The organism is Haloimpatiens myeolchijeotgali, assembly GCF_042688525.2.
Lineage (GTDB): Bacteria > Bacillota > Clostridia > Clostridiales > Clostridiaceae > Haloimpatiens.
This window is the reverse complement of the sequence record NZ_JBHWAB010000001.1, coordinates 172361-195633: the sequence shown is the minus strand read 5'-3', so window position 1 is coordinate 195633 and position 23273 is coordinate 172361. Positions and strand designations below refer to the sequence as shown.

Here is a 23273-nt window from a genome sequence, read left to right as displayed (position 1 = left end):
CTTTTCTTTATAATTATATATAATTAACACCAACCTACCATTGCAATTGCGCAACTTAAAGTTGCAATATAGAAAAAATGCTAATATAGCTATTATTTGTTTACTTTTTATTATAATAAATCTTATAAATTTATTATTACTTATGATACGGTATTTTCACTAATAAAAATAGCCTTAGACAAGTTATATCAATGCCTAAAGCTATAAACCGCATTTACTTATGGTACGGTTCACCATAACTACTGCAAGTGAGGTTTTCCCATTTTATTCCTCTGTATATATTCTGCATAAATATGGTATAATTCTAAAGTACAATTTAATAGTTAATCGTGGGCTACTGGTATCACTTACCTCTTCTATGAAGGGAGGTGATACATAATGAGTAATGAAGTTTTAATGTTACTATTTACTGGTGGTTTATTTTTATTAGCACTACTAACATTTATAGTGTTACTTATTGATAAAATATCAAAAAAATAGTAGCCCCCGACTCGCAATTGGATGCTACTATTTTTATTACTATAAAATATAGTGATACCAGTTGCCTAAGCAACTAGAATTGTATATCAGTAGAATGTGAAAACATATTACTAGTATGTTTTCCTCTCTACTTTTTTATTATCTATATTTCTTATTTATATTATATCAAATTTTTATAAAAATAAACATATATAATTTATATAACCTTTCTAGTAAGCTCAACTAAATTGAAATTTCTAAACCATTAACAATTTGATATACTGAATTAATCTAAATAAAAAATACATTCCTATAATGACAACTATTGCAATCAATCCTGAACAAATTACTGCGAACACGTTTTGATATGGTCGTTTTGCAACCTCACAACGCTTTTCAATTTGATCAAGTTTTTTTCCCTCCGTAAAAGCTATGATTTCTCTGTATGTTTGAATATCATGAGTTTTCTTTTGCTTTTCAATGCGTTTTGCATAATACATTGTAATGCCAAATAGCACTAACCAGATTGCAATTCCAATAAAATTTAAGTAAAGAAATAGTGGAACGACCAATACTGCTGTTGCAATAAGTAGTACAGTAAAAATCGTGCCGTCACGGTTAAATTTTTCAATATCCTCTGTTTTAATTTCTTCTTTCATTTCCTCCAAATCTCCTTTAACTAGAATATCAAGAGAAACACCAAAGAGAGTGCTTAATAGTACCAAGCTATTTATATCAGGATAGTTCTTACCGTTTTCCCAGTTTGAAATTGTCTGCCGTGTTACAAATACTTTTTCAGCCAAATCCTCCTGCGATAATTTTGAATCAAGTCTATATTTTTTTATTTGTTTGCTAATGTCCACTTTGATATTCCTCCTGCTTACATTCTATCGTTCGGAGCGTGTTTATGCTATCAAATCTATTTTACATCACTACTTTTTAATATGTAAAATGGATTTTACATGCCATTTTATTGCACTATTAGTGTGTATTAAACAAATTCTTTTATTATATCATATTTTGTTTATACAGTGTTGCTTACAATACGGTATTTCGCCTAATAGAAATAGCCTTACCCAAGTAATTTCAATGACTAAGACTAAAAACCTCATTTATTTATGGTACGGTTCACCATGATTTATCCTAAAAGCTCTATAAATCTGCTCCAAGAGCATTACTCTGAAAAGTTGGTGTGGAAAAGTCATCTTTGAAAAACACAACTTATAATTTGCTCTAGCTAACACTTGATTTGAAATTCCTAGAGAACCACCTATAACAAAAGCAATGTTGCTTTTGCCTCTAACCCCTAAATCATCTACGAAATTTGCAAGTTCTTCTGATGAAATCATTTTACCTTTTAAATCTAACGCTATAACATACATATTATCTTTTATATTTTTTAATATAAGATTTCCTTCTTTTTCTTTTATTGCAATCTCTTCTTTTTCAGAAGCATTATCCGGTGTTTTTTCATCTGGTAATTCTATAAGCTTTATCTTACAATACCTAGTTAGCCTCTTTGTATATTCATCAATTGCCATTCTTAAATATTTTTCTTTAAGTTTACCTACGCTTATAACTGTTATATTCATCTTTAACACTCCTATTTATTATATATACATTATTATTTCTAAATTACACTCATTTCTATAAAATAAAAAACCTTACATAGAATATGTAAGGTTTATATTATTTTCTGTTATTTTCAATTTAAGCATTTTTGCCACAGCATTTTTTGTACTTCTTACCGCTGCCACATGGACATGGATCATTTCTACCTACTTTAACAGGCTTAACTATTACTTTTGAACTTCTCCATTTTTTTGTTATTTCTTTTCTCTTTTCTTTTGAGAATATTCCATCCCACTGTGGTAAACTATATAAGTAATCTGCTTTTGCATCTAGCATATTAAAATATAATTTTTCAAAATCTATTTTTCCATCTATTACTGTATCTTCTTCAAAGTCCTCTAGTTTTAACTCTTCTTCTAAGCTTTCATTAATTCCGTCTAAAAATCCCATAAAGAACACAATTGGTGTATCATACTCTTCTGCTAATTCTTTAACTGTACCTTTTATTTCACTATCATGTTTAGACAACAGTTTAGAATATATATTTTCTTCTATGCCACCATACTTATCCCAAAATGCTTGTTCTCCTCTAGTTTTAACATATTCTACAACCATATCTGTCCACTCTTTATATAAACTCATATTCCTTATCTCCTTTTACCAATATAATAGATATAAACATAATAAATTATAATAAAATTTGTAACTTTTTTCAAGTATAATAAATTTAAGAATTCTAAAATCTATACAATTTTATTATTAATGATAAATATTATTTAAATAACTGTAAATCTTGTTTTCCTACTGGTTTTGATATATCATAGTTTCCACCAATAGAATCTATATTTTGATTTTCTATCAATATTTTCACTTTATCTACAGAGTGTAAATCAGTAACCGAACAAACTACACTTTTTAGCCATACTAATTCTTCACTTTTAGTCATACTCTGTTTTGCTTCTTTACTAAAATTAATATAAGCAATTCCCTCTTTTATTGAAAAACTAAGTAATTTAACATTTTTACCAAGTATAGGTTTTAATTGACTTTGAGGTGATGGCCCTTTCATAAGTTCGTGTACTATAGTTTCACCTATTAATTCTTCCTTATTAATAATTCTTGGTTCTTTTGCTATTTCTAAGTTATCCTTTCCTTTAGAAGAAGGAAAAAATACTTCTATATTTACAAAATCATCCTTTTCTTTATTAGATATTTGTATATTTTCTACTTTTTCTTTATTTACTGTACTTATTTTATCTTTTTGTTCACATCCAACAAATACAAGCGTAGCTGTGAAGCATAACATAATTAAAAAAACCGATAGTTTTTTACTCATTAAACACACTCCTTAAAAATTTACGCAGCTGCTAGGTTTATCTCTTTGTGCTATGCTTAATTCAATGTCCTTACCAATTTTAATACCATTCTCTTGTAGTATATTTGCAACTGTTTGATATGCTAATTCTGGATAATTATTTGTCTTACTCAAGTGACCCAAAAATACTACTTTCCTCTTATCACTCATTATATCCACTATAGCTTTTCCACAATCTTCATTAGATAAATGCCCAACTCCACTTAGTATTCTACGTTTTAAGTTGTATGGGTATGGACCAAACTTTAACATTTCAACATCATGATTACTCTCAATAAGTATCGCATCACAATCTCTAATAGATTCTTTTACTTCTTCAGAAAAATGACCTAAATCCGTAGCTACACAAACTTTCTTATTATCATTATAAACAACATATCCTTTAGGATCTGCTGCATCATGAGAAATTTGAAAATTTAAAATGTCTAAATCTTTTATGCTTACGCTTTCTTTGTCAATTATTTTAATATTATGTTCCTTTATCTTACCTATTTTTTTTGACATAGCTTTCCATGTTAAACTATTAGAATATATCGGTATATCATATTTTCTTGAAAGTACACCTACTCCTTTAACATGATCAATATGTTCATGAGTCACAAAAATTCCGTCAATGTATTGAGGTTCCTCGCCAATATCTTTTATAGCTTTTTCTATATGTTTTCCTGATAATCCTGCATCAATTAATATTTTTGAACTTTCAGATGCTATAAAAATACTATTTCCACTGCTACCACTATATAAAGGACAGAATCTCATTCCACTCTTCTCCATTTCTATCTTAAATTAAAAATTTCTAATGTTTTCTTTAGATTGTACTTCTAGTTATACTTGCTCCTAGTTTTTTAAATTTTTCTTCTATATGCGGATATCCTCTATCTATATGCTCTACTCCTACGATTTCTGTAGTTCCTTCTCCTATTAAACCAGCTATAATCATTGCTGCTCCTGCTCTTAAATCTGTGGCTTTAACTACTGCTCCTGTAAGTTTATCCACTCCATCAATAATTGCTGTTCTACCTTCTACTTTAACTGAAGCACCCATTTTCTTTAATTCATCTGCGTGCTTAAATCTATTTTCCCATATGCTTTCATTAATAATACTTCTTCCTTTAGCAATGGACAATAATGTTGTCATCGGTTGCTGAATATCTGTTGGGAATCCTGGATATGGTAAAGTTTTTATGTTAACGCCTTTTAACTTTCCACTACTTTTTACAGTTACTGAGTCACCATCACTTATAACTTCTACTCCTGTTTCTACTAATTTAGCTGATATGGATTCTAAATGTTTGGGAATTATATTTTTAATTGTAACTTCCCCTCCACAAGCAGCTGTTGCAATCATATATGTACCAGCCTCTATTTGATCAGGTATAACGCTATAATTACATCCTTTTAATTCCTTAACACCAAAAATTCTTATAACGTCTGTACCAGCACCTCTAATATTGGCCCCCATTGAATTTAAAAAATTTGCTACATCAACAACATGAGGTTCCTTTGCTACATTTTCAAGTGTAGTAGTTCCTTCTGCTAAAATTGCTGCAAGCATAACATTAATAGTAGCACCTACACTTACCACATCAAAAAATATTTTTGTTCCTATTAATCTATCTGCTTTAACTATTACAGCACCATGTTCTATTTTTACTTTTGCTCCTAATGCCTCAAATCCTTTTATATGCTGATCTATAGGTCTAACCCCTATTGGACATCCACCTGGAAGTTCAACTCTAGCTTCTTTGAATCTACCAAGTAACGCTCCAATAAGATAATAAGATGCCCTCATCTTTCTTACTTCTTCAACACATGCATTTGTACTTTCAATATCTGAACTATCTATATTAACTGTATCATTATTTTTTTTCAATTTACATCCTAAACTTTCTAATATTCTTTCTAAGCAACGTACATCTTCTATGTCAGGAATATTATCAATAACACAAACACCCTTACTAGCCATTATAGCTCCTGGTATTATAGCTACTGCTGCATTTTTAGCACCACTTATATCAACATGCCCATAAAGATTATTTCCACCATTTATGATTAATTTTTCCATTTCAATATCCATCCTCACTAACATAGTATTTAAAATATATGTTTCACAGAGACTATTATATCATAAGTAAATAACTTTTTAACATTAATTTTTTAATATTTATTAATTTAATTAAAGTAAAATATATGTATTATAAAAATTTATTTAATATGGTATAATACAAAGTATAAATAAATTTTTATAATTATTTGGGGGATTTTAGATGAAATATGAAATAGTGGCTTTACTTGATAATAATTCAGATAATTATATCCACTTTGTAAAAACTAAACTTTGTAAAAAATATAAACTAAATAAAAATTCTTCTAGCACATATATACACCTTGAAACAGTTCATAATCCCAATGTTCACACATTAGATTCCGTAATACATAATGTTATTAAACCCTATAAAAAATTCAAGGTTAAATTAGATAATGATATTTGTATTGATAACCAAAATAAATCCATAAACTTAAAAATAGAAAATAAAGGATATATAACTAGGATTGCTAGGAATATAGGTGAAACTTTATCACTTCATGGAATTAATATAACTGATAACCCTGAAAATTTAAATCTATATATACCTCTAGCAAATACAAATAATAATAGAAGGAATTATTATGTACGACATAATAATTTTAATTCTATACCATATTTCTTAATAGAAAATAAAATAAAAATAATTGGAATTGAAGTATGGAAAACTATAAATGATAAAAAACACTTAGTACAAACTTATGCTCTTAGAGATTATTAATATTTTCTATCCATGTTTTTAACATGGATTTTTTTAATTTTTATTTATTTTTTTTACTTATTTTTTATGTAATCGTTTTGTGAACTTTTAATATTTTGAATAATTCGTTAAAATATATTTGTTATTTAAAATAGAAAGGCGGCTTTACTTATGAATCTTAATGAATTATTTCGTTTACAAAACACTCTAGATGAACGTATAACAAAAGAACATAATTTAAGTGAACCTCTTTTATCAAAAAAAATCCTAGCTCTACAAGTAGAATTAGGTGAATTGGCAAATGAAACTAAATGTTTTAAATTTTGGAGTAAAAAACCACCCTGTAACAAAAATATAATTCTAGAAGAATATGTTGATTGCTTACATTTTATATTAAGTATTGGCATAGAGAAAAATTTTATAGATATTAACTTAAATTCCTATCACACAGACTCTCCACTAACAGATCAATTTCATAATTTATTTATAGACGTAAATGATTTTATTGTTTGTAATTCAAAAGATCATTATATTACTTTATTTGAAGATTTTTTAACATTAGGATTTAGTCTAAATTTTTCTAATGACGATATTAAAAAAGGATATTTAAGAAAAAATTCTATAAATCATAAACGTCAAGATGAAGGCTATTAGTATTGTTTACTTTTTGTCAATGTTGTTTTATACTTAACTAAAATGATCATGATTATCTTCCCATTTATATATTAACCAAAGTATGTAATATAAATAATTTAATATGGTTAAAATAGTATGGGAAGGTGATACAATGATTGGTTTATTAATGTCTATACTAGCAGGAATATGTATGAGTATTCAAGGAGTTTTTAATACTAGAGTAAGTGAAAAAATTGGTCTTTGGGAAACTAATGTAATTGTTCACGCTACTGGATTAGTATTAACTCTAATAATTTTATTTTTTGCTGGTAGTGGCAATTTTAAAAATCTTAAGCAAACAAATAAACTTTATTTACTTGGAGGAGTAATAGGTGCTTTAATAATATTTTTTGTAATGGAAGGTATTGAACATTTAGGACCTACTTACTCAATTTCAACTATACTTATTGCTCAACTAGCAGCTGCTGGTATTATTGATGCATTTGGATTATTTGGAAGTGATCAAATTAAATTTACTTTAACAAAATACATAGGAATTGCAATAATGATTATAGGAATCGTTGTTTTTAAATGGAAAGGTTAATGTTAAAAAACATACCTTTTCATATCAATAAAAAAATTCTTTATATACTGGGGGATGTTATAAATGGATTTTAAACAAATAGAAGCTTTTATAAGTGTTGCTAAACTTAAAAGTTTCTCTAAAGCCGCAGACAGTATTTTTTTATCTCAACCTACTATAAGTTCTCATATATCTAGCTTAGAAAGAGAATTAGATGTACAACTTTTTGATAGGACTTCAAAAGAAGTCAATTTAACTCCAGCAGGACAATCTTTTTTGGAATATGCAATAGACATATTAAATATTCGTAATACAGCAGTCACCCACATTTCGGAATTTAATAAAAATATATGCGGTAAATTAAATTTACTAGCTAGCACCACTCCTTGCAACTCCATAGTCCCTAACTTAATATTTAAATTTAAGAACAACTATTCTGATACAACTTTTGACATAAAAGAATTAAGTTCTGGCGAAATTATTAAAAACATATTAAACTATAACTATGAAATTGGTATAATTGGAAGTAATATTGTTAATGAAAAGATTAAAAGTTATAAATTAATGGATGATGAGTTGATTGTAATATCACATCCAAAACTTAATTTACCAAATGTTATAACTTTTGATACCTTAAGGAACGAAAAGTTTATTATGCGTGAAAAATCTTCTGCTACAAGAAAAACTATAGAATTTGAACTTAAAAATCATAATATAAACTTAAATTCTTTAAACATAACATGTGAAGTTAATAATCTTGATACATTAATTCAATTTGTTAAAACTGGTATGGGTATATCTATAATATCAAAGAAAGTATTTAATAATTCTCTTAGTAATTCTAATATAAAAATGAGTACTTTCCAAGATGTTTCTTTAAAAAGAGGTATTTACTTAGTTATAAATTCAAAACGTACTCTAACTCCTTGTGGTAGAGCTTTTTTAGATTTATGTGCTAAAGAATATAATCTTAAACTTTAAAAAGAATTGTCATAAAATGATTAGGAACTTTGTATCATTTTGTGACAATTCCTTTTTTAATGACATCCTTGGCAATGTGAACAATTACCCCCACAATTATTTTTACCATAAAACTTTCCTTTATAAATTCTTTCAACATCTTCACTGTTGCACTTAGGACATTTTACTTTTTCTTCAAATTTAATCACCTCAAAAAATTCGTTTCCACATTCCTTACATTTAAAATCTATTACCGCCATAATAATCCACCTATCTTTATAATATTTTTCATTTATATATACATATATTTTATTAATTACATTTTAACATTTATTTCTATATTTAACTATAATATTAATGAAATACTTTTGGAGGCGAAAATATATGTTCTCTTTTAAAAATAAGCTTTCTGTTAATTTAAACCACTCTTTAAAAAATAATGAGTTTAAAAACTATAGAGTACTAATACATTATAAAAATTTACAAAAAAAGTAGAAAACAAAATAAAGAGTTACAAAGGTACTCTTATTCATTCCATACCAAGTATTAATACAATTTGTGCTATTATTGCACCATATGCACTAAATAGACTTATAGAACATCCAGAAATAGATTTTATTACTTTTGATACTTTTGCATTTATATGTGCAAATAACAGTATTACTTCTGCTAATAAAGTTTTCCTAAAAGGTAACTACAAATTAACAGGCAAAGGTGTTGGAATTGGAGTTATAGATACTGGAGTATATCCTCATCCTGACTTATTAAAACCTTATAATAAAATCAAACAATTTAGAGATTTAATTAATGATTTTAAGTATCCCTATGATGATAATGGTCATGGTACATTTATATGTGGATTACTTTGTGGAAGTGGCATAAACTCTGAAAACTCTATAAAAGGGATTGCTGAAAATAGTCATATATATTGTATAAAAGCTTTTAATAAATTAGGGAGATCTTATATATCTGATATACTTTTTGGAATACAAATCTTAATAGAAGAAAGTGAAAAATATAATATAAAAATACTTTGCTTACCTTTTGAAATTGTAGATTATGATTTCTTTATTAATTCTTTATTTATAGATATCTTCAACTTGGCTATAAATAAAGGGATACTACCAATAGTACCTTCCGGTCATAATGGTAATACACAATTTTCTATAAGAGGAATAGCAACACTTACTAACTGTATTACTATTGGAGGAATAGATACAACTAGCTATATACCAAAACCTTATGAATTTTCATCTGGAGGACCATATAAAAATATTCAAAAACCAGATATTGTTGCTGCTTGTGTAAATATTGACTCTCTTGCTTCAGATACCAATTATATTTCTGAAAGAAATAGAATGAAAATTTATCCAAAACATATGGAGAATTTATATACTTCTTATACAGGTACCTCATGTGCTGCAGCTTATATATGTGGTTTATGTGCCTTACTTTTAGAAAATAATCCAACCTTACAATTTAAGGATGTATTATCTCTTCTAAAAGTTTCATGTAACCTATTAAATATGCCAAAATATATTCAAGGTTCTGGAACAATTGATGTAGATAAACTATTACCCTAGAAAATATAAATAAATATACTAAAAAAAGATACCTTTCTTCTTTATTTGAAAAGGTATCAATATATTGTGAACTTACTCCCACTTAACCTAATAATTTGAAGTGGGAGTTTCTTGGATGGTATCTCCCTATTAAACTTTGTTATTTATACTCTTAACTTTATTTTCTTGATCTAAAAATAATAATTTACTAAATGCTATATACAAAAGCATTATTTGACCTATAGGTAAAACTATGATACACAGTATTATCCAAGGCATGTCTATATTGAAGTATTCATAAAACTTAACATAAAAAACTATATAAGCAATGACATTAACTATTGGTATCAAAAATAACAAAGCATACCACACCGTTTTATTAATGATTTTTAGTAATAAGATATTTTGTAAAAATGGAATGAAAGCCACCCACGTATTCTCTATTTTTAGATTAATACTTAATTTATAAAATGATATAGCTTGAACAAAATAAATTCCTAGGACTACTACTGAAATCAAAATAATATAATACCTTTCCATATACCTCAACTCCAAAAATAACTTATATTATATATTTACTACTAAACAGTTATTATTGTGAATATAAATTGACCTTAACAAAAAATTTAAGCTTAATTTTTAACATTTTGCATTTATGTATAAATAGTTTGATATTGTGCACTAATAAACTTATGAGATATTTTAAATGTAAATTACATTCTATTAATAAGGAGGATTTATCATGATAAGTGAAAAACTTCTCAAAGAATTAAATAAACAAATTAACTATGAATTTTATTCTGAATATTTATATTTGGCTATGTCAGCTTACTGTGAATCTTTAGATTTAGAAGGATTTAGTAATTTCTTTAAAGTTCAAGCTGAAGAAGAGCGTTTTCATGCTATGAAACTTTTTGATTACATAAACGAAATGGATGGAAGAGTTAAACTATTTGCAATAGATGAACCAAAAACTAGTTATAATTCTTTACTTGATGTTTTTGAAAAAGCTCTTGATCATGAAAAATTCGTAACTAAACGAATATATACTCTTGCAGACATAGCAAATGAAGAAAAAGAACATGCAACTATTAGCTTTTTGAAATGGTATATTGATGAACAAGTAGAAGAAGAATCCAGTTTTAATAAATTAGTTAAAAGACTTAAAATGATTAAAGATGATAGTCATGGTACATACATGTTAGACTCAGAATTGTCCCAAAGAACTTTTATTCCTCCAACTGAATAAAGAAAGAGCATTTGAATAAGTTTTAAAGCTTATTCAAATGCTCTTTTTATACAACAATATTATGCTTCCTGCAATTCTAAATTTTCAGCTTTTTGTTTCTTCTTCTTAGATAATACATCAACAATTATTGCTATAGCTCCATCTCCTGTAACATTAGTAGCAGTTCCAAAACTATCTTGTGCAGCATGTAATGCTATCATTAGTCCCTGTTGTGCAGGATTAAACATTAACATATCTTGAAGTAATCCTAATGCTGCCATTACTCCTCCCCCTGGTATTCCAGGTGCTGCAATCATTGTTACTCCCAGCATAAGTATAAATGGAAACATACTACTAAAAGTAGGAACTGTACCATTCATAAGCATAACTCCCATAGATGCAAGTACTAATGTTATTGTATCTCCTGCAAGATGAATTGTTGCACATAATGGAACTACAAAATCTACAATATCATCTGAAACACCATTTTTACGTGCACTTTGAAGTGTTACGGGAATAGTTGCAGCTGAAGACTGAGTTCCAAGTGCTGTAAAATACGCTGGCATCATATTTTTAATTGATTTTAATGGATTTTTCTTGCTAACAACCCAAGAAAGACTGTACTGTATTACCAAATAACCAATCTGAAGTATCAATAGTAATATATATACAGATGAAAAAGCTTTTAAAGTTTTAAATATTTCCCCTGCTATTGTTAATTTAGTAAAAATACCAATTATGTACACTGGAACAAAAGGAATTAATACATATTTAACTGCAAGTGAAACAACATTCTGAAAGTCCTTCATACAATTTAATAATGTTTTGCCTTTAATGTGTGATAACCCTAATCCTAACATAAATGCCATAACAAGTGCAGTCATAACTCCCATTATAGGATCTATTTTTATTGAAAAATACGGATCTATGTTAATATTAGACTTTTTAACTATTTCTGCGCTTTTTATTACTTTAGGAAGAATAGCTGATCCTAAAAAATATGCAATAGTACCAGACACCACTGTTGAAGCATAAGCAATTCCAGCTGTAATTGCCAAAAGTTTTCCAGATTCTTTTCCTAAATCAGCAATACCTGGTGCAACAAAAGCTACTATTATGCATGGAATAATAAACTTTAAAAAATGACCAAATATATCACTAAAAGTTATAAATAACCTTGCAGGAACATAACTGCTGGTTGACTTTGAAATAACCCCAATAATAATTCCTAAAATAATTCCTAAAATCAGTCTAGGTAATAAACCAACCTTTTTCATATATTTAACCCCCTTTTGATTTGTCCTTTATGTAAATACAAGTGTTTTTCTGAAGAATACATTTATACTATCACCCTTTTATGCCAATGTCAATAATATTTTTATAATTATTCACATAAAATTTTATAAAAAAAAAGTTGCTGCACTAATATCTCTGCAGCAACTTTTTTTATTAAAGAATTAAAACTCACTAAATGCTATAATTTTTATTAATAAGTTCCCTTCTAAGCCAATCAATAGACTTAATAACTGTATGATTTCTTATTCTTTGTCTTTCACCATTTAATTGAAGCTTTATGGTCTTTATTTCACCTTTTATATATAATCCTACATACACAAGCCCTACTGGTTTTTCTTTGGTTCCTCCACCAGGTCCAGCAATACCTGTTGTAGATATACCTATATCTGTACCTGCAGCTTGTGCAATGCCTTTTGCCATTTCAGCTGCTGTTTCACTACTTACTGCTCCGTGTATGTCTAACGTTTCTTTTTTAACCCCTAATCGTCTCATTTTAGCTTCATTGCTATAAGTAACTGCACCTTCTAACAACACTGAAGATATTCCTGGATAATTTATAAATTTTCCACATAAAAGTCCCCCTGTACAAGATTCAGCAGTAGACAAAGTTAATTTATTTTTTATAAGTATTTTAGCTACTTCACTTTCAATATCAGTATCTCCTACCCCATACACATTAATACCTAGTCTTCCTCTAATCTCATTTTCCATTGGTTTAATCATGTTTTTAGCTTCTTCTTGTGTATTAGCCTTAGCTGTAATTCTGAAAGTAACTTCTCCCTCTTTAGCATATGGTGCTACGGTAGGGTTAGTCTGATTATCAATTATATCTTGTATCATCTCAGCAGCCTTACTTTCTCCAAGTCCCATTACTCTCAATACTTTTGAATACAAAATAGATGATTGGAATTTCTCTAAGTATGGAACTAAAGCTTCCTCAAACATTGGTTTCATTTCTCTTGGTGGTCCAGGAAAAACTGCAATTATCTTATTTTTGTTTTCAATAATACATCCTGGTGCTGTTCCATTTTTATTAGTCATTATTATTGAATTTTCAGGAAAATAAGCTTGTTTTATATTGTTCTCTGGCATAACTCTATTAGTACTTTTAAAATATTCCTTAATTGCTTTTAAAGACTCTTCATGAAGTACTGTTTTTTTATTAAAATATTCAAATACTGTTTCTTTTGTTAAATCATCTTTTGTAGGTCCAAGACCTCCCGTTGTTATAACTAAATTTGATCTACTAAAAGCTAATTGTAAAGCGTCTTTTAATCTCTCGGGATTATCTCCAACAACTCCCTGATAATACACATCTATTCCTAAATCTGCTAACCTTTTAGATATATATTGAGCATTAGTGTTCACTATATCTCCTAGCAATATTTCTGTACCTACTGCTAATATTTCAGCTCTCATATAAATTCCTTCTTTCTTTTTTTATGATGAACTTTACAAACAAATTTACACCCTAATTATAACAGTAATTGCTAATGCATTAAATAGTTAGAGGATTTACTGTGTTAACAATAGAATACTTTAATTGTCTAACTAGTTTATAATAAATGGGGGTATGCGACGTGTACTTAATAAATTACACTTCAGATGAATTTAAGAGAAATATTTTAAATGCAAACATAGCTATAATACCTATAGGCTCTGTTGAAGCTCATGGACATCATCTTCCTTTAGGTACTGATATATTTTCTCCAAGATTATTCTGTGAAAAAATTAATGATAAGTTAAAAGAAGAAGTTTGGATTTTACCAGAAATACCATATGGATATTGTTATGATATGTCATCTTATCCTGGTACCATAACTATTCCATCTGAAGTTTTATCAGATTATATATATCACATAGGTAAGAGTTTAGTTAATAATAAAATTAAAAAAATAATATTTATGAATGGACATGGCGGTAATATCACTGCTATAAACTTAGCTTCTCAAAAATTAGTTCAATTAGGTATTGATGTTATGACAATAAATTGGTGGTTAGATTTTTCTAATGATATACTGTCAATAACGGAAGGACAAGGACATGCTGGAGAAGATGAAACTTCTGCTATTCTTCATTACGATGAAAATTTAGTTGATATGAGCAAAGCTTTAAAAAATCCTTACAAATCTACATTACGAATAAACTTTAAAAATAGAGGTAAAATAATATACCAAGATGCTTTATCTGGTGATGCCACATTAGCTTCTAAAGAAAAAGGTGAAAAAATATTTAATATATTAACCAATAAGCTTATAGAAATTATCCACAAAGTTAAAAATAATGAATATTATACTTGTGAATAAATCTATTTTTATGTTGATAACTAAAACAATACCCTCTACATTTTATGTAGAGGGTATTGTTATATCATTAACAAAATTTTTTAACTTGTATAAACTTATTATTTTTTAAAATTTTTATAAATTTCCCCATCCTGTTCATCGCTTCTATCTCAGGTACATTATAATCTTTCCTAAAATCTTCAGCTAGTTCATACACTGTTTTCTTACCATCAATATTCTTCCAAGCATATGAACCTATATCATCAAGATGAACATATAATTCTCTATGTGCTTTTCTAAATATTTTTAATAAGAATTTGTCTAATTTACTCTCTCTTTTTATAACAAGAGTTATATTAGAATCATCATCTTCCTTAGCATGTATATATGGATTACTTTTTACTGGTACATATTCTAATAAATTTTCATGAGTATTTTTTAAAAACTTATTTTTACTCATCTAATTCCTCCGGTCTTCTTATATTAGAATAATAGAATAATACTGCTAGTAAGAACATATATGGTATCAATGATACTACTGGATTATGAAGAAATGCGATATTTGCTCCAAATCCCATATCAATTCCTTTATATGCAACCACAGCAAGAAGTACTCCCATTAATGAATCTCCTGCAACAAACCCAGATGCAATAAGTATACCCGATTCTCTTCTTAACGCTAACTCTTTTCCTTTTTTCCTCTTTTCTAATATACCTCTTACAAATCCTCCAAGTATTGGAGCTGTTGATAATGATATAGGTAAATATAATCCTATTGCAAATGGTAATACAGGTATTCCTAAAAGTTCAACAACTGCACCAATTGCCATACCTATAAATAATAATATCCATGGTAAATTTCCTGTAAAAACACCTTTAACAACTAATGACATTAATGTTGCTTGTGGTGCTGGTAAATCCTTTGAACCTATTCCATAAGCCGTATTTAATAGATTGATAACAAGTCCTATTACCATTGCTGATGCAACTACTCCAATAAGTTCACCAATTTGTTGTTTTCTAGGAGTTGCACCTACTAAGAAACCTGTTTTTAAATCTTGAGAAGTATCTCCTGTAATTCCAACTGCTATACAAACTATAACACCAACTGCAAGAGCAGCAAGCATTCCTTTTTCTCCTGATGTTCCCATTCCTTTTAAAATTAAAGATGTAACAAGTAATGTAGCAATAGTCATACCTGAAACTGGATTATTAGAAGTTAAACCAACCATTTTTGCTGCTACTGGTACAAATAAAGTTGAGAAAATAAGAACTAATAAAGCTCTAACAAATCCTAACTTCAATGGTGGTACGAATGCCATAAATACAAATATAACTGCTATCATTATAAGTACAATACCCATATTTAAGTCTGTATCTGTTCTTATTGTACTCTCTCCATTGTTACCTTTTGATAATTGCTCAAATCCCATTTTAAAACTCTTAAACATTACAGGGATAACTTTTAAGAAACTCCATATACCACCAAAAACAACTGCACCTGCACCTATATATCTTAAATAAAAACTCCAAACTTCTTGAACACTAAGTTGAGCTATTGGAACAGTTGCTGGATAAACTGCAGCTGTAAGTCCTGCTCCAAAGTATTTAATTATCGGTATTATTACCAACCATCCAAGTGCTGCACCACCAAACATAATTGCAGCAATTTTAGGTCCCATTACGTATCCTACACCTAAAAGTGCTGGTGTTGCTTCCATACCTATAAAAGCACCTTTAAATCCTTTTATTAATGTTCCAACACTTCCTTCCCAAAGCTTGAAACCATTAACACATAATGTATATAAACCTGATAATCCTCCACCAATGAATAACATTTTAGCTGATTTACCACCAGATTCTCCTGCAACCAATACCTCAGCACAGGCTGTTCCATCTGGGAAAGGCAAATGTCCATGTTGATCAGAAACAAAATATCTTCTAAGAGGTATAAGTATTAATATACCAAGAGTACCTCCTACAAGTGCCATTATACCAACTTCAAATACACTTACTTTCATTCCCCATACTATAAGAGCTGGTATTGTAAAAATTACACCTGCTGCTACAGATTCACCTGCTGAACCAATTGTCTGAACCATGTTATTTTCCAAAATAGTTCCTTTTTTTAATATTCCTCTTAAAATAGCCATTGAAGTAACTGCACAGGGTACTGATGCTCCAACTGTTTGTCCAAGTTTTAACCCTAAATAAGCATTAGCAGCTCCAAATACAACTGCTAAAATAATACCTAAAATAACCGCTGTAACTGTTAGTTCTGGCATAGTAATATCAGCCGAAACATACGGTTTGTAATCACTTCCAGGTATCATTTCATATGCACCTTGTGATAATGTTTTTCTTTTACTTTCTCCACTTTTTGGTACGTTTTTTGTTTTTTCCACTTATGCTCCCCCCATTTTCATAAGAATAGTTATACCAAATTATTGCATTAAAACTTTAATTATTAAATTTTTTATGAAATGTTTTACAGTTATTATTATAGAATTATGCAATTGTATTGTCAATAAATTATATATTCAATTTTAATAATATTAAATTATCTTAAAAATTTTTGGCATTTTGAATTATTTTTTTATTTAAATTTCATTTTTTGTGACCATTTAATGTAATTGAAGTAATGTTTTTACATTGTTTTTATATATATTACATCTTCTTTTACTTAGTTCTTATTATTTTTTAATATTAGATATTTTCTTAACAATGATTCATATTTTTTTAAAAATGCATAATATTATTCATATTTTTTTCATCAATACTCATTTTACATTTTTTACCATAGATTTTTGATACTTATATGAATTTTAATATAAGCAATTCTTTCAAAACTTGAATATTGCAAAAAACACAAACTCCTAAGTTCTAACATTAAATGTTGATAAATCAATATTTAAAAGTTAGGTACTTAGGAGTTATTTTAAACTTATAGAATCATAGTTATTATCTTACTTAATGTATTCACAAAATTAAATTCTTTAAAAGTAAATTCCTTCATTTTAACAGATACCGAAAGATATAATATAGCATTTATTTTTCCTTTTTTAATCATAGGAACTACAATTATGGAATGCCAATCAGGAGTTTTTATTAATGAATCCTTTTTTATTATGTTATCCCAATCAATCATATATACACCTTGTTTTTTATTGATTACTGATTTAATTATATTTTCATCATATATTGGCATTGTAATCCAATCTTCATTAAAATTTTTCCTCGAAAAAGTTTTTTCAATTAAATCATCTTTAATTTTAAATAAAATTCCATACTGAGCTTCAGTAATTTCTATAATTCTACCTAATATTTTATATATCTTTTGTTCAAAACTGATATTTTGATTTACAAGCTCAAGTAATTCAACCATTACTAGTACATTCCTATTATTTTGAACTTCATTTTCTGTAATTATTCCTGTTAATTTATCTGTACTTTTTACTTTATTTGAAAAGTCCTTATTCCACACTTTACATTGATTTCTTCCACTTTCTTTTGCCATATATAACGCCTGATCTATCTTCTCAATTAATTGCTGTTTCCATTGTCCATGTTCTGGATAAGAAATTATCCCCATACTTATTGTAACATCTGCTTTATCTCCTAATATTTTGGCATTTTCAACTTTTATTCTTAGTTTTTCTGCTATTTTAGCAGCGTATTTTATATTAGTATTTTTTAAAATTATTATAAATTCTTCACCACCATATCTACCACATGTATCTGTACTTCTAATATTCTCCCTTATAACTTCGCATACTTGTTTTAAAACCTCATCACCTGTTTGATGTCCAAATCTATCATTCACTTTCTTAAAATGATCCAAATCGAACATAATCATTGAAAAACTTTCTTCATTTTCACTTGCTAAATCTATATTTTCTTCTATTGCTTCTTCTAAATACTTCCTTGTTAGAGTTCCTGTTAATTTATCAAATGAAGCTATTATTTTAAGCTTATATTTTTCAATAATAATACCTATTAATCCATTTAATTGCATACATTTCTTTAAACTTTTTTCTGTAAAATTGTTCAAAGCTCGTTCTGTCTTTATATATAAATATCCTATCAATCTACTATTTCCATAAGAATTTTTAGTTCTTCTGTCCGTTATATAATCTTTTTCAAGTGATTTTTTAATTACGATTGGTACACAAATGCAGCCCCTTATATTTTTATTAAAATATTGAATATTTTCATATGAATACAAATTTGAAATTAATAAAGGTTGTTTTGTATCATTTACCTTATCAATAATTTTAAAATCTTCATTACTAATTTGTCTATCCTTATTAATAGATACGATACATGTATATTCATTATTTTGTTTAGTTATAATATAACCTTCTGTTCCCATAGTTAAATGAAGTAAATATTGTAATATTAATTGAAGATTTTCTATATTATCTGAAGTTAAATTATTTAAAAGTTTTCTTATATCATTTATTTTATTATGTGAAAGTATTCCTTGAAGCTTTCTAATTTCTCGCATAAAATATTTATTTTCAAAAACATTTCTGCAATTAACAATATTTTTAATATCTTCTACATTATCATATTTAAACTTATATCTATTTATTATGTCTTCATCTATAACTTCAACAAATTTACTTTTACAATAATGTTGTTTTAACATATTTAACCTTCTAAAAGGATCTCTTATATTATAAATATTAATAACATTAAATACACATTTTCCTGGAAGTTGTTCTATTAAGTTTACTAATCTTTGACAACATTCAAAATAATAAATAAAAGAATAAACATATTCTTTATTATTAAAATAACATTGTCCTATTTCTGCATAAATTTCCCCTTCTAATCTATAATTACAAGATCTTTTTACTAATTCTAATACTTCATTTAAAGCTTGTATTTTATTATCTTCATTATATAGAGCTTTTAAATACATGATATTAATTTTTATATAATTTGATTTATACTCATTATTAAATAAGTTATCTATCTTATCTAATATTTTTTTGCCTTGCTCTAAATATCCTTTATAATATAAAAATCTAGATAATTTATATAATAATCTTACTTTATTACCTACATAACTTATATTATCAATAATTTTATTTATCTTACCTATATATTTAGAAAAATTATCATCAAAATCATTTACTAATTTTATATAATTTAATAAAAATTCACTATTTAATTTTAAAACTGACTCTTCCTTTTCATATGATTTAAAAGCTTTATATGCAAACTTGTGTGCCTCTTGCAAATTTGCAAACTCTAAATTTAATTCTGCACATGCCATATAATATTCTCCAATTTCTCTTCCATGGAGTGGATAACCATCTAACTCTATATTACATAATTGATAATACTCATAGGCACTTCTATAATTTCCTAATCTCAAATGAATTCTACACAAAAATGTATATGCATAAAATACACTCGCTTCAAAATCACCTTTTTTAGCTTTTTCCTTAGTTTCTTCAAAATATTTTAATGATAATTGGTAATCTTGATGATAAAAATATGTCTCTCCTATATTAGTTAATGCTACTACTTCACTAACTATCATATTATTATACTTTTTACATATTTCATTTACCTGTTTATAATATTCTAATGCTTTATCCCTATCCTCAGCATAATCTGAATATATTACTCCCATATTATTCAATGCAATAACTAATCCCTTATAGTACTTTATGTCATTGCAAATATTTATACTCTTATTTAAAATATATTCTGCTTTCTCTTTTGAGAAGTTGCTATATAAATATTTGATACTATATTATAAAAAATTGCTTTATATTTTTCATAACCTTCTTCACACATATCTATACATTTTAAGCATATTTCATAAGCTTCATTATATCTTTTCTCTATATTATACATTCTTGCCTTTAAAATCTTAAATTTAAAATACTGTTCTATATTTTTATTTTTATCTATAATTAATGAGATTTGTTTTAAATAGTTTTTAGTTTTATCAATATTATTCTTATCAAAATAAATTGATGCTATATTATTCAAACAGCTTATTTGTAACTGATATTGATTTAATTTCTCAGCCTTACTTTCTGCTTCTTTAAAATAATATAGTGCTTCTTTAAAATCTCCTAGTTCCTTATATAAATTTCCTATATCAATTAGTAAATCAATTTCCTTATATTTAAATCCACAGTTATATTTTATACTTTCTATTGCTTTTTTTAGATTTTTAATAGCTTCTATATTATTATGCAATTTTTTCATTCTGGAAGAATTTTCTAAACAATAATCAATAACTTTATTATTTTGTTCTGATTTTTCCAAATGATATATTAATTCTTCTATATATTCTTCATATCCATTATTAAATTGTTTTTCTAAAAAATTAGCTGCTAACTTATGTTTTTCCTTTTTTTTATTTTTATCCATATCTTCATATATCATATCTTTCAATAATTTATTATAAAAATCATATACAAATCCTCGATCACCAATTTTTTTACATAATAATCCCCTATCCAACATACTATGAATATGTTTATCTATCTTATCTTTACAACATACATTTATATAACTTATAGTTTCAATTGATATTGGATTTATAAAAGTAGCAATTGTAGACAATATCTCATGGTCAAAATCATTGATTTCATCTATCTGATTTAAAAGTAATTGATTTATATCTGTAGGTATTGGAAAGTCATTATAATTATAATCTGTACACCAACAGGCAGTATTTTTATCTACATATATTATTCTCTTTGAAAAAAAATCTTTTATTATCTCTTCTATAAATAATGGATTACCATAACTTTTACAATAAATTTTATTAGAAAAATTTTTAGGACTCTTCCTCATACTTAAAATATTTTGTATCATAATACCTGTTTGTTCTTCCGTTAGTCCCTTTATACTTAAATTTAATACATTTTCTCTAAATTTTATATTTTCTATGAGTTGTAGTATTCTCTTATTTAATACATGTTTTCCTTCACTATATGACAAAATTAATAAAATACTTTTATTAACAACTTCTCTATTACACAGATACTCTAAAAGTTCAATAGATAATTCATCAGCTAAATATATATCATCTATTATTAATACTATAGGCTGGTATTTTGTAAGCTCATTCATAAATCTTTGAACTCTATTTAATGTTTTTAGTTTTTCATTATCAGAGTATCTCTGATTACAAGTGTTTATTTCTTTATTTAAAGATACTTCTCGGATAATATTTACTATTTCTTTTTCATATTTATCTAAGAGATACCTATCACATTGCCGAATAATTTGTTTAAATATTTCCTTAAACAGTTGATTTGATTTATTGTTTGATGAAAAATTAAAATAAACATTAGCTTTTTTATATGTTAGTAAATCTTTAATAGTTTTTAATAATTTTGTTTTCCCTATACCAGATTCTCCATGTATTAAAACGATTTTATCTTCATATGAATTCTCTAAAATAGAATCATATTCTTCAAGAACTTTATTTACTTCTTGCTCTCTTCCTATTAATTTTAAATTAAAATTAATTTTATTTATTTCTTCTATGTCTTGACTTTCATAATTTTTATTAAATTTATAATTTATATCTTTTATTATTTCATAAATATTTTTGTATCCATTTTCTATATTTGATTCAGTACATTTTATTATTATTTCACTTATCTTTTTTCCAAATGTTTGAGGAAAATCAGCTTTTATTTTTAATGGAATGTCAACTTTTGATAATAAAATTTGATTAAAATTTGTATTTTTTTCATAATTTTCCATACAGATTGTAAATAATAACATACCTAAGGAATATATATCATACATCATAGATGTTTTTTCTTGTTTATTTGACATAAAATATTTAGGTAATGAATTATTATCTTCTTTTGTCCATTGATTATATCTTTCAAGCTTAACTGTAGCAATATCTTTTAGTTTTATGTTAAATTGATGATTATTTTTATTAAACCAAATATTGTTTAAGTTTACACCTCCATAAGCAAATCCCTTTAGATGAAGATAATTAACACTTTTGCAAACTTCCACAAACAGGTCTAAAACTTCTTTCTCTCCTTTTAACTCTTTAATTAAATATTTTAAATCATATTTATGTTCTAAATACTCATTTGTATAGTAATACTTAGTATCATTGAATTTTTTCTTGTCTACTAAATTGATAACTCCAAACTCATACACTTTATTTATTTTTGAACTCTCTATATTAGTTAATGTTATGAATTCTTTCATGTAATAATTAATTAAGGAATTAGGTATACGCTCACTATTAATAATATTTAGCTGCATAACTCCATATTGCCTTCTTAAATCCTGTACAATATAAGACATGCTCACTCTATTTTGTTTTATAAATTTTATAATTCTATATCTATCATTGATTATATCCATGCACAACACTTCCCTAATACTTAATAAGTTTATACTCTAAATATATCACAAAATTCAGAATATATTAACATATTTTTGGAAAAATTTTTCATTATTTTGAGTGCATTTAATAAACAACTTTCATAACTGTATTTTTATAACTCATCCGTAACTTAGAATATGTTATATTAACCATT

21 protein-coding genes and 1 pseudogene are annotated in these 23273 nt (G+C 26.6%); 8 read left to right on the top strand and 14 right to left on the bottom strand.

Annotated elements, in window-relative coordinates; all coding sequences use genetic code 11:
* Positions 1–378 precede the first annotated feature (378 nt).
* The gene (locus tag ACFIJ5_RS01055; protein ID WP_379802806.1) at positions 379–480 is read left to right on the top strand and encodes a putative holin-like toxin; all 102 of its coding nucleotides are present in this window, start codon (positions 379–381) and stop codon (positions 478–480) included.
* A gap of 236 nt (positions 481–716) precedes the next feature.
* Here ACFIJ5_RS01055 and ACFIJ5_RS01050 read toward each other — a convergent pair whose 3' ends face one another.
* The 6 genes from ACFIJ5_RS01050 to ACFIJ5_RS01025 form a co-directional block, all read right to left on the bottom strand.
* On the bottom strand, positions 717–1322 hold the full coding sequence (locus ACFIJ5_RS01050; RefSeq protein ID WP_379802805.1) for a helix-turn-helix domain-containing protein: 606 nt from the start codon (positions 1320–1322) through the stop codon (positions 717–719).
* A gap of 249 nt (positions 1323–1571) precedes the next feature.
* Positions 1572–2051, bottom strand: a complete 480-nt coding sequence (gene rlmH / locus ACFIJ5_RS01045; protein WP_379802804.1) for a 23S rRNA (pseudouridine(1915)-N(3))-methyltransferase RlmH — start codon at positions 2049–2051, stop codon at positions 1572–1574.
* 118 nt (positions 2052–2169) lie between these two features.
* The gene (locus ACFIJ5_RS01040; protein ID WP_379802803.1) at positions 2170–2673 is read right to left on the bottom strand and encodes an SEC-C metal-binding domain-containing protein; all 504 of its coding nucleotides are present in this window, start codon (positions 2671–2673) and stop codon (positions 2170–2172) included.
* 130 nt (positions 2674–2803) lie between these two features.
* A complete protein-coding gene (locus ACFIJ5_RS01035; protein WP_379802802.1) occupies positions 2804–3367 on the bottom strand; it encodes a GerMN domain-containing protein in 564 nt (187 codons plus the stop codon).
* Positions 3368–3379: 12 nt separating this feature from the next.
* Positions 3380–4165 (bottom strand): MBL fold metallo-hydrolase, encoded by a 786-nt coding sequence (locus tag ACFIJ5_RS01030; RefSeq protein WP_379802801.1) that lies wholly within the window; start codon positions 4163–4165, stop codon positions 3380–3382.
* A 49-nt stretch (positions 4166–4214) separates the two neighbouring features.
* Positions 4215–5471 (bottom strand): UDP-N-acetylglucosamine 1-carboxyvinyltransferase, encoded by a 1257-nt coding sequence (locus ACFIJ5_RS01025; RefSeq protein WP_379802800.1) that lies wholly within the window; start codon positions 5469–5471, stop codon positions 4215–4217.
* Between the two features lie 202 nt (positions 5472–5673).
* On the opposite strand from ACFIJ5_RS01025, the gene ACFIJ5_RS01020 reads away from it, so the two are divergent.
* The 4 genes from ACFIJ5_RS01020 to ACFIJ5_RS01005 all read left to right on the top strand — a co-directional run bounded on the left by ACFIJ5_RS01020 (position 5674) and on the right by ACFIJ5_RS01005 (position 8371).
* Positions 5674–6213: a hypothetical protein gene (locus tag ACFIJ5_RS01020; protein WP_379802798.1), complete on the top strand. Its 540-nt coding sequence runs from the start codon at positions 5674–5676 to the stop codon at positions 6211–6213.
* A 150-nt stretch (positions 6214–6363) separates the two neighbouring features.
* Positions 6364–6846: a dUTP diphosphatase gene (locus ACFIJ5_RS01015; RefSeq protein WP_379802797.1), complete on the top strand. Its 483-nt coding sequence runs from the start codon at positions 6364–6366 to the stop codon at positions 6844–6846.
* Between the two features lie 133 nt (positions 6847–6979).
* Positions 6980–7411: a DMT family transporter gene (locus ACFIJ5_RS01010; protein ID WP_379802795.1), complete on the top strand. Its 432-nt coding sequence runs from the start codon at positions 6980–6982 to the stop codon at positions 7409–7411.
* A gap of 63 nt (positions 7412–7474) precedes the next feature.
* Positions 7475–8371, top strand: coding sequence for a selenium metabolism-associated LysR family transcriptional regulator (locus ACFIJ5_RS01005; protein ID WP_379802794.1), 897 nt, complete (start codon positions 7475–7477; stop codon positions 8369–8371).
* Between the two features lie 56 nt (positions 8372–8427).
* Here ACFIJ5_RS01005 and ACFIJ5_RS01000 read toward each other — a convergent pair whose 3' ends face one another.
* The gene (locus tag ACFIJ5_RS01000) at positions 8428–8610 is read right to left on the bottom strand and encodes an FmdB family zinc ribbon protein (RefSeq protein ID WP_379802792.1); all 183 of its coding nucleotides are present in this window, start codon (positions 8608–8610) and stop codon (positions 8428–8430) included.
* A 124-nt stretch (positions 8611–8734) separates the two neighbouring features.
* Between ACFIJ5_RS01000 and ACFIJ5_RS00995 the strand changes: the two are divergent.
* Positions 8735–9933: pseudogene (locus tag ACFIJ5_RS00995) on the top strand (S8 family serine peptidase).
* 129 nt (positions 9934–10062) lie between these two features.
* Here ACFIJ5_RS00995 and ACFIJ5_RS00990 read toward each other — a convergent pair.
* Complete coding sequence (locus ACFIJ5_RS00990) at positions 10063–10452, bottom strand: DUF5684 domain-containing protein (protein WP_379802791.1); 390 nt, start codon at positions 10450–10452, stop codon at positions 10063–10065.
* 202 nt (positions 10453–10654) lie between these two features.
* Between ACFIJ5_RS00990 and ACFIJ5_RS00985 the strand changes: the two genes are divergently transcribed.
* Positions 10655–11161 carry a ferritin gene (locus tag ACFIJ5_RS00985; protein ID WP_379802790.1) on the top strand — a complete coding sequence of 169 codons (507 nt, stop codon included), beginning with the start codon at positions 10655–10657 and terminating at the stop codon, positions 11159–11161.
* 59 nt (positions 11162–11220) lie between these two features.
* On the opposite strand, the gene ACFIJ5_RS00980 is transcribed toward ACFIJ5_RS00985, so the two are convergent.
* Together ACFIJ5_RS00980 and ACFIJ5_RS00975 are read right to left on the bottom strand one after the other, a co-directional pair.
* A complete protein-coding gene (locus ACFIJ5_RS00980) occupies positions 11221–12417 on the bottom strand; it encodes a dicarboxylate/amino acid:cation symporter (protein WP_379802789.1) in 1197 nt (398 codons plus the stop codon).
* Between the two features lie 190 nt (positions 12418–12607).
* Positions 12608–13855, bottom strand: coding sequence for a competence/damage-inducible protein A (locus tag ACFIJ5_RS00975; protein ID WP_379802788.1), 1248 nt, complete (start codon positions 13853–13855; stop codon positions 12608–12610).
* A gap of 161 nt (positions 13856–14016) precedes the next feature.
* Between ACFIJ5_RS00975 and ACFIJ5_RS00970 the strand changes: the two genes are divergently transcribed.
* On the top strand, positions 14017–14742 hold the full coding sequence (locus ACFIJ5_RS00970; RefSeq protein WP_379802787.1) for a creatininase family protein: 726 nt from the start codon (positions 14017–14019) through the stop codon (positions 14740–14742).
* Positions 14743–14809: 67 nt separating this feature from the next.
* Here the strand turns inward: ACFIJ5_RS00970 and ACFIJ5_RS00965 are convergent, their stop codons facing one another.
* The 4 genes from ACFIJ5_RS00965 to ACFIJ5_RS00950 form a co-directional block, all read right to left on the bottom strand.
* Positions 14810–15181: a PqqD family protein gene (locus ACFIJ5_RS00965; protein WP_379802786.1), complete on the bottom strand. Its 372-nt coding sequence runs from the start codon at positions 15179–15181 to the stop codon at positions 14810–14812.
* The gene (locus ACFIJ5_RS00960; RefSeq protein ID WP_459253866.1) at positions 15174–17126 is read right to left on the bottom strand and encodes an OPT family oligopeptide transporter; all 1953 of its coding nucleotides are present in this window, start codon (positions 17124–17126) and stop codon (positions 15174–15176) included. The genes ACFIJ5_RS00965 and ACFIJ5_RS00960 overlap by 8 nt, the downstream gene beginning before the upstream one ends.
* Positions 17127–17665: 539 nt before the next feature.
* The gene (locus ACFIJ5_RS00955) at positions 17666–20368 is read right to left on the bottom strand and encodes a diguanylate cyclase (protein WP_379802785.1); all 2703 of its coding nucleotides are present in this window, start codon (positions 20366–20368) and stop codon (positions 17666–17668) included.
* 65 nt (positions 20369–20433) lie between these two features.
* The gene (locus ACFIJ5_RS00950) at positions 20434–23097 is read right to left on the bottom strand and encodes an AAA family ATPase (RefSeq protein ID WP_379802784.1); all 2664 of its coding nucleotides are present in this window, start codon (positions 23095–23097) and stop codon (positions 20434–20436) included.
* Positions 23098–23273: the final 176 nt, after the last annotated feature.

What these genes read in the sequence shown, in the direction of transcription:
- ACFIJ5_RS01010 (WP_379802795.1), top strand. Translation starts at nt 6,980, where the DNA reads ATGATTGGTTTATTAATGTCTATACTAGCAGGAATATGTATGAGTATT.
- ACFIJ5_RS01020 (WP_379802798.1), top strand. Translation starts at nt 5,674, where the DNA reads ATGAAATATGAAATAGTGGCTTTACTTGATAATAATTCAGATAATTAT.
- ACFIJ5_RS01030 (WP_379802801.1), bottom strand. Translation starts at nt 4,165, where the DNA reads ATGAGATTCTGTCCTTTATATAGTGGTAGCAGTGGAAATAGTATTTTT.
- ACFIJ5_RS00950 (WP_379802784.1), bottom strand. Translation starts at nt 23,097, where the DNA reads ATGGATATAATCAATGATAGATATAGAATTATAAAATTTATAAAACAA.
- ACFIJ5_RS01040 (WP_379802803.1), bottom strand. Translation starts at nt 2,673, where the DNA reads ATGAGTTTATATAAAGAGTGGACAGATATGGTTGTAGAATATGTTAAA.
- rlmH (WP_379802804.1), bottom strand. Translation starts at nt 2,051, where the DNA reads ATGAATATAACAGTTATAAGCGTAGGTAAACTTAAAGAAAAATATTTA.
- ACFIJ5_RS01015 (WP_379802797.1), top strand. Translation starts at nt 6,364, where the DNA reads ATGAATCTTAATGAATTATTTCGTTTACAAAACACTCTAGATGAACGT.
- ACFIJ5_RS01055 (WP_379802806.1), top strand. Translation starts at nt 379, where the DNA reads ATGAGTAATGAAGTTTTAATGTTACTATTTACTGGTGGTTTATTTTTA.
- ACFIJ5_RS01005 (WP_379802794.1), top strand. Translation starts at nt 7,475, where the DNA reads ATGGATTTTAAACAAATAGAAGCTTTTATAAGTGTTGCTAAACTTAAA.
- ACFIJ5_RS00975 (WP_379802788.1), bottom strand. Translation starts at nt 13,855, where the DNA reads ATGAGAGCTGAAATATTAGCAGTAGGTACAGAAATATTGCTAGGAGAT.
- ACFIJ5_RS01035 (WP_379802802.1), bottom strand. Translation starts at nt 3,367, where the DNA reads ATGAGTAAAAAACTATCGGTTTTTTTAATTATGTTATGCTTCACAGCT.
- ACFIJ5_RS01025 (WP_379802800.1), bottom strand. Translation starts at nt 5,471, where the DNA reads ATGGAAAAATTAATCATAAATGGTGGAAATAATCTTTATGGGCATGTT.
- ACFIJ5_RS00955 (WP_379802785.1), bottom strand. Translation starts at nt 20,368, where the DNA reads ATGGGAGTAATATATTCAGATTATGCTGAGGATAGGGATAAAGCATTA.
- ACFIJ5_RS00985 (WP_379802790.1), top strand. Translation starts at nt 10,655, where the DNA reads ATGATAAGTGAAAAACTTCTCAAAGAATTAAATAAACAAATTAACTAT.
- ACFIJ5_RS00965 (WP_379802786.1), bottom strand. Translation starts at nt 15,181, where the DNA reads ATGAGTAAAAATAAGTTTTTAAAAAATACTCATGAAAATTTATTAGAA.
- ACFIJ5_RS01000 (WP_379802792.1), bottom strand. Translation starts at nt 8,610, where the DNA reads ATGGCGGTAATAGATTTTAAATGTAAGGAATGTGGAAACGAATTTTTT.
- ACFIJ5_RS00990 (WP_379802791.1), bottom strand. Translation starts at nt 10,452, where the DNA reads ATGGAAAGGTATTATATTATTTTGATTTCAGTAGTAGTCCTAGGAATT.
- ACFIJ5_RS00980 (WP_379802789.1), bottom strand. Translation starts at nt 12,417, where the DNA reads ATGAAAAAGGTTGGTTTATTACCTAGACTGATTTTAGGAATTATTTTA.